Origin of the sequence: Brevibacterium sp., assembly GCF_022712115.1 — a bacterium.
In the GTDB taxonomy this organism is placed as follows: Bacteria; Actinomycetota; Actinomycetes; order Actinomycetales; family Brevibacteriaceae; genus Brevibacterium; species Brevibacterium salitolerans.
This window is the reverse complement of record NZ_JALAHB010000126.1, coordinates 1-6,562: the sequence shown is the minus strand read 5'-3', so window position 1 is coordinate 6,562 and position 6,562 is coordinate 1. Positions and strand designations below refer to the sequence as shown.

Below are 6,562 nucleotides of genomic sequence, written 5' to 3'. Positions count from 1 at the left end.
GATGATCTCTGCGGAGCCCCCTCTGCGCTCCCTGTCAGGAGCGGGCCCCACTCCGGCGGCACCGGCCCCCGGCGTCCCCGGAGCTCAGCAGCACCGGACCTTCGGGTTCCTGTCCTGTTCGTCCGTGAGATCGCGCCAGAATTCGCGCTCGCCCATCGCGCCCTCGCGGGTGCCGTGCCTGCGCTCGTAGGACTCGAGGTAGTGCACGTAGGCGTTCTCGCCCATGACCTCCTTGAGGTACCAGTGGACCGCGCGCAGCGGCCGCAGCACCCGGCTGAGCGTGCTCTGCCGCACGGAGGCGGCCCCGGTGCAGGCCGCAGACCGGGCGTGAGTCCCAGACCGTGCAGCCGGGGCAGCCATCAGTGACCGCCTCCGGACTTCACGAGCCCGTGCTTCTCCCGGTACTCGTCCCACTGGGCCTCGACCTCCTTCTCCTCCTTGGTGGCGAGGAGGCCCGCGGGGGCGAACAGCCTGGTGGGCTCGAACGGCTCCTCGGCCGTGACGACCTTGCCGGTGGTGAGCGCCTTGTACGCCTGCCACAGGGCCATGACGACCACCATAACGACGATGACCGCGAAGACCACGGACAGCGTGCCCTGGATGAGGGTGTTGCGGACGACCGCCTCCATGGCCGGCACTCCCTCGGTGTTGCCCAGGGAGGTCTCTCCGGCGGCCAGGGCGTTGCGGTAGGCCATGTGCTGCGCCCAGTAGCCCACGAGCGGATCCGCGGAGAAGATCTTCTGGTACGAGGCCGTCATCGTGACGGCGAGGTCCCAGACCAGCGGGATGCCCGGGATCCAGGCGAACTTGGCGTAGCCGGACTTGATGACGATCGCGAAGACGATGGCGAGAGCGATCGCAGCCAGGAGCTGGTTGGAGATGCCGAAGAGCGGGAACAGCGTGTTGATGCCGCCCAGCGGGTCCGTCACGCCCATGAGGAGGATGGAGCCCCAGGCCGCCACCATGACCGCCGTGGTGACCCACGCGCCCACGGTCCAGGACGGGTCGCGGAACCTCTTCGCGAAGTTCCCCAGCAGGTCCGAGAGCATGAAGCGGGCGACGCGGGTGCCGGCGTCGATGGTGGTGAGGATGAACAGGGCCTCGAACATCACGGCGAAGTGGTACCAGAAGCTCAGCATGTTGGTCCCGCCGATCAGCGGGATCTGGTGGAGGATCTGCGCCATGCCCATCGCCAGCGTGGGCGCGCCGCCCGTGCGGGAGACGATCGAGTTCTCGCCCACGTCCTTCGCCACCTGCGTGAGGTCCTCGGCGGTGGTCGAGACGCCGTTCATGCCGAGCACGTTGTTGACGAAGTCCGCCGCGCCCTCAGGAGTGCCTCCCGTGAGGGGCTCCGCGGCGTTCATCGAGAAGTAGATGCCCTTGTCCAGGCTCACCGCGGCGACGAGCGCCATGATCGCCACGAAGGACTCCATGAGCATGCCGCCGTAGCCGATCAGGCGGATCTGCGACTCCTTCTCCACCATCTTGGGCGTGGTGCCCGAGGAGATGAGCGCGTGGAACCCGGAGAGGGCGCCGCAGGCGATCGTGATGAAGAGGAACGGGAACAGCGCTCCCGCGAAGGCGGGGCCCTCGGTGTTGGAGGCGAAGGGCGTGATCGCCGGCATCTGCACCGTGGGGTTGACGAAGATGATGCCGACCGCGAGCAGACCGATCGTGCCGATCTTCATGAAGGTCGAGAGGTAGTCGCGCGGGGCGAGCAGGACCCACACCGGCAGCACGGCGGCGAGGAAGCCGTAGATCATCAGGCACCACACCAGGGTGGTCTTCTCCAGGTGGAACACCTCGGACCAGAACGGATCGTGGTGCACCCAGCCGCCGGCGATGATGGCGAAGAGAAGCAGCACCACGCCGATCACGGAGGTCTCGATGACCTTGCCGGGGCGGAGGTAGCGCAAGTAGATGCCCATGAAGACCGCGATCGGGATGGTCATCGCGATGGAGAAGACGCCCCACGGCGACTCGCCCAGGGCGTTGATGATGACCAGGCCCAGCACGGCGACGAGGATCGTCATGATGAGGATGATGCCGATGGAGGCGATGACGCCGCCCACCTTGCCCAGCTCGTCCCGCGCCATCTGGCCGAGCGAGCGGCCGTTCCGCCGGGTGGAGAAGTAGAGGACCATGTAGTCCTGCACGCCGCCGGCGAAGATCACGCCGAAGACGATCCACAGGGTACCGGGGAGGTAGCCCATCTGCGCGGCCATGACGGGGCCCACGAGGGGCCCGGCGCCGGAGATCGCGGCGAAGTGGTGGCCGAACAGGACGCGGCGGTCCGTGGGGGCGAAGTCGCGGCCGTTGTCGTTGCGCTCGGCGGGAGTCGCGCGTCTGAGGTCCGGCCGGCAGACCTTCCATTCGATGAACTTGGCGTAGAAGCGGTAGGCGATGAGGTAGCTGCCGACCGCGGCGGCGACGAACCAGCTCGCGCTGGTCTCCTCGCCGCGGACGACCGCGATCATCACCCAGCCGAGCCCCGCGATGAGCGCGATGGCGACCCAGAGGGCGATCTTCGCCGGGGTCCACCGCGGCTTCTGGACGACGGCTACGGGAGGCGCGTCCTCATCCGTGCGTACGTATTCGACGGACATTGTGCTCCTTTGCATGTGCTGCTCGCTGCCTCGGCGTGCGGGTGCTCCCACGACGGGCTCAGAGGCCGCATGGAGGCTTGGTACAGGATTCTGACAGACTGAGTGTCCGCGTGGTCAGGTGGCTTGTCCAGTCGCAGAGACCGTGTCTTAAGATCCGGTCCCGATTCGTGACCTGGGACGGGTGCCGGGCGCGTCCGCCCCCAGTGGCAGAATGAGGGGCATGACTGAACCCGCAGCGCACCGTCCCCGCTCCCTCTCCGGCATCCAGGCCACCTCGGACTCCCTCCACCTGGGCAACTACATCGGGGCGCTGCAGCAGTTTGTGGAGCAGCAGGACACGCACGACGCCTTCTTCTTCATCGCCAACCAGCACGCGATCACGGTCGACCAGGATCCCGCGGAGCTGCGTGCGCGCACCCTGCGCACGGCCGCGCAGTTCATCGGCGCGGGCCTGGACCCGGCGCGCTCCACGATCTTCGTCCAGTCGCACATCCCCGCCCACAACCAGCTGGGCTGGGTCCTCGAGTGCACCACGGGGCTGGGCGAGGCGCAGCGGATGACCCAGTTCAAGGACAAGTCCGCGAAGAACGAGCACGTCTCCCTGGGCCTGCTCACGTACCCGGCGCTCATGGCCGCGGACATCCTGCTGTACCAGACGGATGTGGTCCCGGTGGGGGAGGACCAGCGCCAGCACCTGGAGCTCACCCGCAATCTGGCCGAGCGGTTCAACCACCGCTACGGGAAGGCCTTCACCGTGCCGGAGCCGCAGATCCTCAAGGCGACCGCCAAGATCTACGATCTGCAGGATCCCACGGCGAAGATGTCCAAGTCCGCCAAGACGCCCGCGGGACGGATCGACATCCTCGATGAGCCCAAGGCACTCGCCAAGAAGATCAAGTCGGCCGTGACGGATGCCGGCACGGAGATCGCGTTCGACCGCGAGGCGAAGCCGGGGGTGTCGAACCTGCTCACCATCTACTCCTCGCTCTCCGGCAGGCCGGTCGAGGAGATCATGGCCGAGTTCGAGGGCCGGATGTACGGCCACCTCAAGGTCGCCCTCGCGGAGCTCGCGGTCGAGGCGCTCACCCCGCTGCGGGAGCGCACGCTCGAGCTGCTCGACGACCCGGCGGAGCTCGAGCGCGTGCTCCACCGGGGCGCTGACGCCGCCGAGGCCGTGGCCGGCACGACCATCGCGGACGTCTACGACAAGGTGGGCTTCCTGCGCCGCTGATGCGCAGAACCGCACACACGCCTCCCCGACCACGCGAGCGGGCCTCCTGCGCCGTTAGGGTAGTGGGACGAGCCGGAGCCCACCGAGGAGCACAGTGATCCGCAGCAGAGGACGTACCCGCAGTCGCCGCACCCGGCCGCCGGCGCCCGTCAACCTCGCGCCCGAGGTCCGTCACACGGCGGCCCGCATGGAGGACTCCTTCAACTCGTGGCTGCGGGAGAAAGCGGAGAAGCACGGCTGGAAGCGGACCGCCATCTGCTACGACTCCTACGGCACGGAGACGAGCGTGCGCGTGCTCGCGCGGCTCGTGCTGACGAAGTCCGGACAGCCCGCAGCGGACATCCACCAGAGCATCCGCGGGTTCCGCTCATTCGGGGCCGTCACGCTCGCGGACGAGACCGCATGGGTGCGCATCGCCGGCCAGGAGCACATGGTGACCTGTGACCGCGGCGGGGTGGTGGACGCCGTCATCCCGGGGGAGTTCGAGCCGGGCACGGTGGAGATCGAGATCTGGACCGGCAACTCTCTCGTGGACCGCTCGCAGGTGACCATCATCGGGCAGGACCAGACGTTCGGCATCATCTCGGACATCGACGACACGGTCATGGTCACCGCCCTGCCGCGTCCGTTCCTCGCCGCGTGGAACACCTTCGTGCTCGACGAGCACGCGCGCACCCCGGTCTCCGGCATGGCGGTCCTCTACGACCGGCTCACCTACCTGCGGCCGGACTCGCCCATCATCTACCTCTCCACCGGCGCCTGGAACGTGGCGCTCACCCTCAAGCGCTTCCTCAGCCGCAACCTCTATCCCGACGGGCCGCTGCTGCTCACGGACTGGGGACCCACGGCCACCCGGGCCTTCCGCAGCGGGGTGGAGCACAAGCGGAACTCACTGGAGCGCCTGGCGCGGGAGTTCCCGCACATGCGCTGGCTCCTGATCGGCGACGACGGTCAGCACGACGAGGAGATCTACGGGGAGTTCGTGGACAATCACCCGGAGAACGTCGCGGCGGTGGCGATCCGCCAGCTCACCTCCGGTGAGGCGGTCTGGGCGGGCGGACGCTCGCGGCGCACAGGCCGAGGCCAGGGCGTGCCGTGGATCTACGCCTCGGACGGCGCCGGGCTCGCCTCCAAGCTCACCGAGCGGGGGATCCTCTCCGGCTTCTGAGCGTGCGGAGGGAGCGAGGACGGACGCAGCCCAAGGATTCCGCGGCGGGACGCAGGACTTCCCGGCCGCAGAATGCCTCAGTGGCGTGGTGCGCGGCGTCTGGCCGCCGCGCGCCGGCGCAGCAGCACGGCGAGGGCGATCAGCAGCACGAGAGCGGCACCGAGCCCCGCGGGACCCAGCCACGCCGGAGCGGAGGACGTGAGATCCGCGTCGGCGGCCTCGGCGTCCGCCTGCACGGGCCTCTCCGGCGGAGCGGACGAGCGCTCCGCAGCGGCTGATGCCGCTTCCTCCTCGATCTCCGCAGGCGTGCGCAGCTCGATGCTGTCCACGGCCTCGGGAGAGGACTGCGCGAAGCCCCATTCGAGGAGGTCCACGGCACCCTCGCGTGTGGATCCCTGCGAACCCAGCACCGCGGAGGCCAGCTGTCGTCCGTCCCTTTCCACGACGGCGACGAAGGAGCCGCCGGCCTTGCTGGTGTAGCCGTTCTTCAGGCCCAGGCCGCCCTCGACCTCGCCCACGACCCGCGTGTGGTTCTGGATGGGGAAGCCCTTCAGCTTCTCGTCGGTGTCCGGATTCACGGCACCGGGGAAGCTGTACTCCGTCGTGCCGATGACGTCCATGAGGTAGTCCTGGCCGAGCACGGCCCGGCCCACGCGGATCAGATCGGAGACGGTGGTGACCTGCGAGGTGTCGTTGAGCCCGGAGGTGTCCTTGGGGACCGTGCCGGTGAGGCCGAGCTCCGCGGCCTTGTCCGTCATGAGCTCGACGGCGCGCTCCTGGCCGCCCACCGCCTCGCCCAGCGCATGCGCGGCGTCGTTGGCGCTGGACATGAGGAGCGCGTGGAAGAGGTCGTCGATCGTGTAGTCGTTCTTCTGCACCAGGCCCACCTTGGTGCCGTCGACCCGCATGTCCTCGTACACGGCTTCCTGCTTCGCCTCGGGGTCGTCGAGCTCGTCGACCAGGGCAAGGGCGGAGAGCAGCTTGATGGTGGATGCGGGGGCGGGCGGGAGATCCGGTTCGTGCTCGGTGAGCACCTCGCCCGTCTCCAGATCGATGAGGATCCACGACTCAGCCGGCAGCTGCGGGGGAGCGGAGCCGTCCGTGAGCGGGCCGGGGTCGTAGACCGGAGTCTCGCTGCTCTCCGGCGCCGGCTGTGCCTCGACGCTCAGGGCAGGCGCGGCGGCTGCGGGATCTGCTGCGGGGGAGGTGAACGCGGCGGAGCCGGCGTCTGCGGGGCTCGCCGGGGCTGCGCCGGATGCGGGGGCGCCCACGGCTGCGGCACCGGCGGCGAGGGTGAACGCTGCGGCTGCCGCGGCGAAGCGGTGGAGATGACGAACGTGGAACACGGGGTCACCCTACCTGGCTCCGGGTTCCTACGCTGGAGCCTGGGAAGCCGGAGCTGAGGTGAGCGGAGGTGCGTACGTGTTCCGGAGCCGAGGTGCCGATCCGGGGCCCGGGCGAGACGCGAGAGGGGCCCGGGGGGCCCCGCCGGGGAGGCGAGGGCGACGCCGCGCCGCGCGGGGGGGGGGGCGGGAGGGAGGGGGGGGGGGGGAGCGG

Annotated in this window: 5 protein-coding genes; 2 read left to right on the top strand and 3 right to left on the bottom strand. The window is 69.4% G+C overall.

Annotated elements, in window-relative coordinates; all coding sequences use genetic code 11:
• Nucleotides 1-84: 84 nt before the first annotated feature.
• Nucleotides 85-294, bottom strand: a complete 210-nt coding sequence (locus tag Q0A33_RS07305) for a YbdD/YjiX family protein (RefSeq protein WP_291794780.1) — start codon at nucleotides 292-294, stop codon at nucleotides 85-87.
• Between the two features lie 65 nt (nucleotides 295-359).
• Nucleotides 360-2,606, bottom strand: a complete 2,247-nt coding sequence (locus Q0A33_RS07300) for a carbon starvation CstA family protein (RefSeq protein WP_291794779.1) — start codon at nucleotides 2,604-2,606, stop codon at nucleotides 360-362.
• 220 nt (nucleotides 2,607-2,826) lie between these two features.
• On the opposite strand from Q0A33_RS07300, the gene trpS reads away from it, so the two are divergent.
• The gene (gene trpS, locus Q0A33_RS07295) at nucleotides 2,827-3,837 is read left to right on the top strand and encodes a tryptophan--tRNA ligase (RefSeq protein ID WP_291794778.1); all 1,011 of its coding nucleotides are present in this window, start codon (nucleotides 2,827-2,829) and stop codon (nucleotides 3,835-3,837) included.
• Nucleotides 3,838-4,024: 187 nt separating this feature from the next.
• Nucleotides 4,025-5,005 carry a phosphatase domain-containing protein gene (locus Q0A33_RS07290; RefSeq protein WP_291794781.1) on the top strand — a complete coding sequence of 327 codons (981 nt, stop codon included), beginning with the start codon at nucleotides 4,025-4,027 and terminating at the stop codon, nucleotides 5,003-5,005.
• Between the two features lie 77 nt (nucleotides 5,006-5,082).
• Here the strand turns inward: Q0A33_RS07290 and Q0A33_RS07285 are convergent, their stop codons facing one another.
• Nucleotides 5,083-6,351: a serine hydrolase gene (locus Q0A33_RS07285; RefSeq protein ID WP_291794777.1), complete on the bottom strand. Its 1,269-nt coding sequence runs from the start codon at nucleotides 6,349-6,351 to the stop codon at nucleotides 5,083-5,085.
• Nucleotides 6,352-6,562 lie beyond the last annotated feature (211 nt).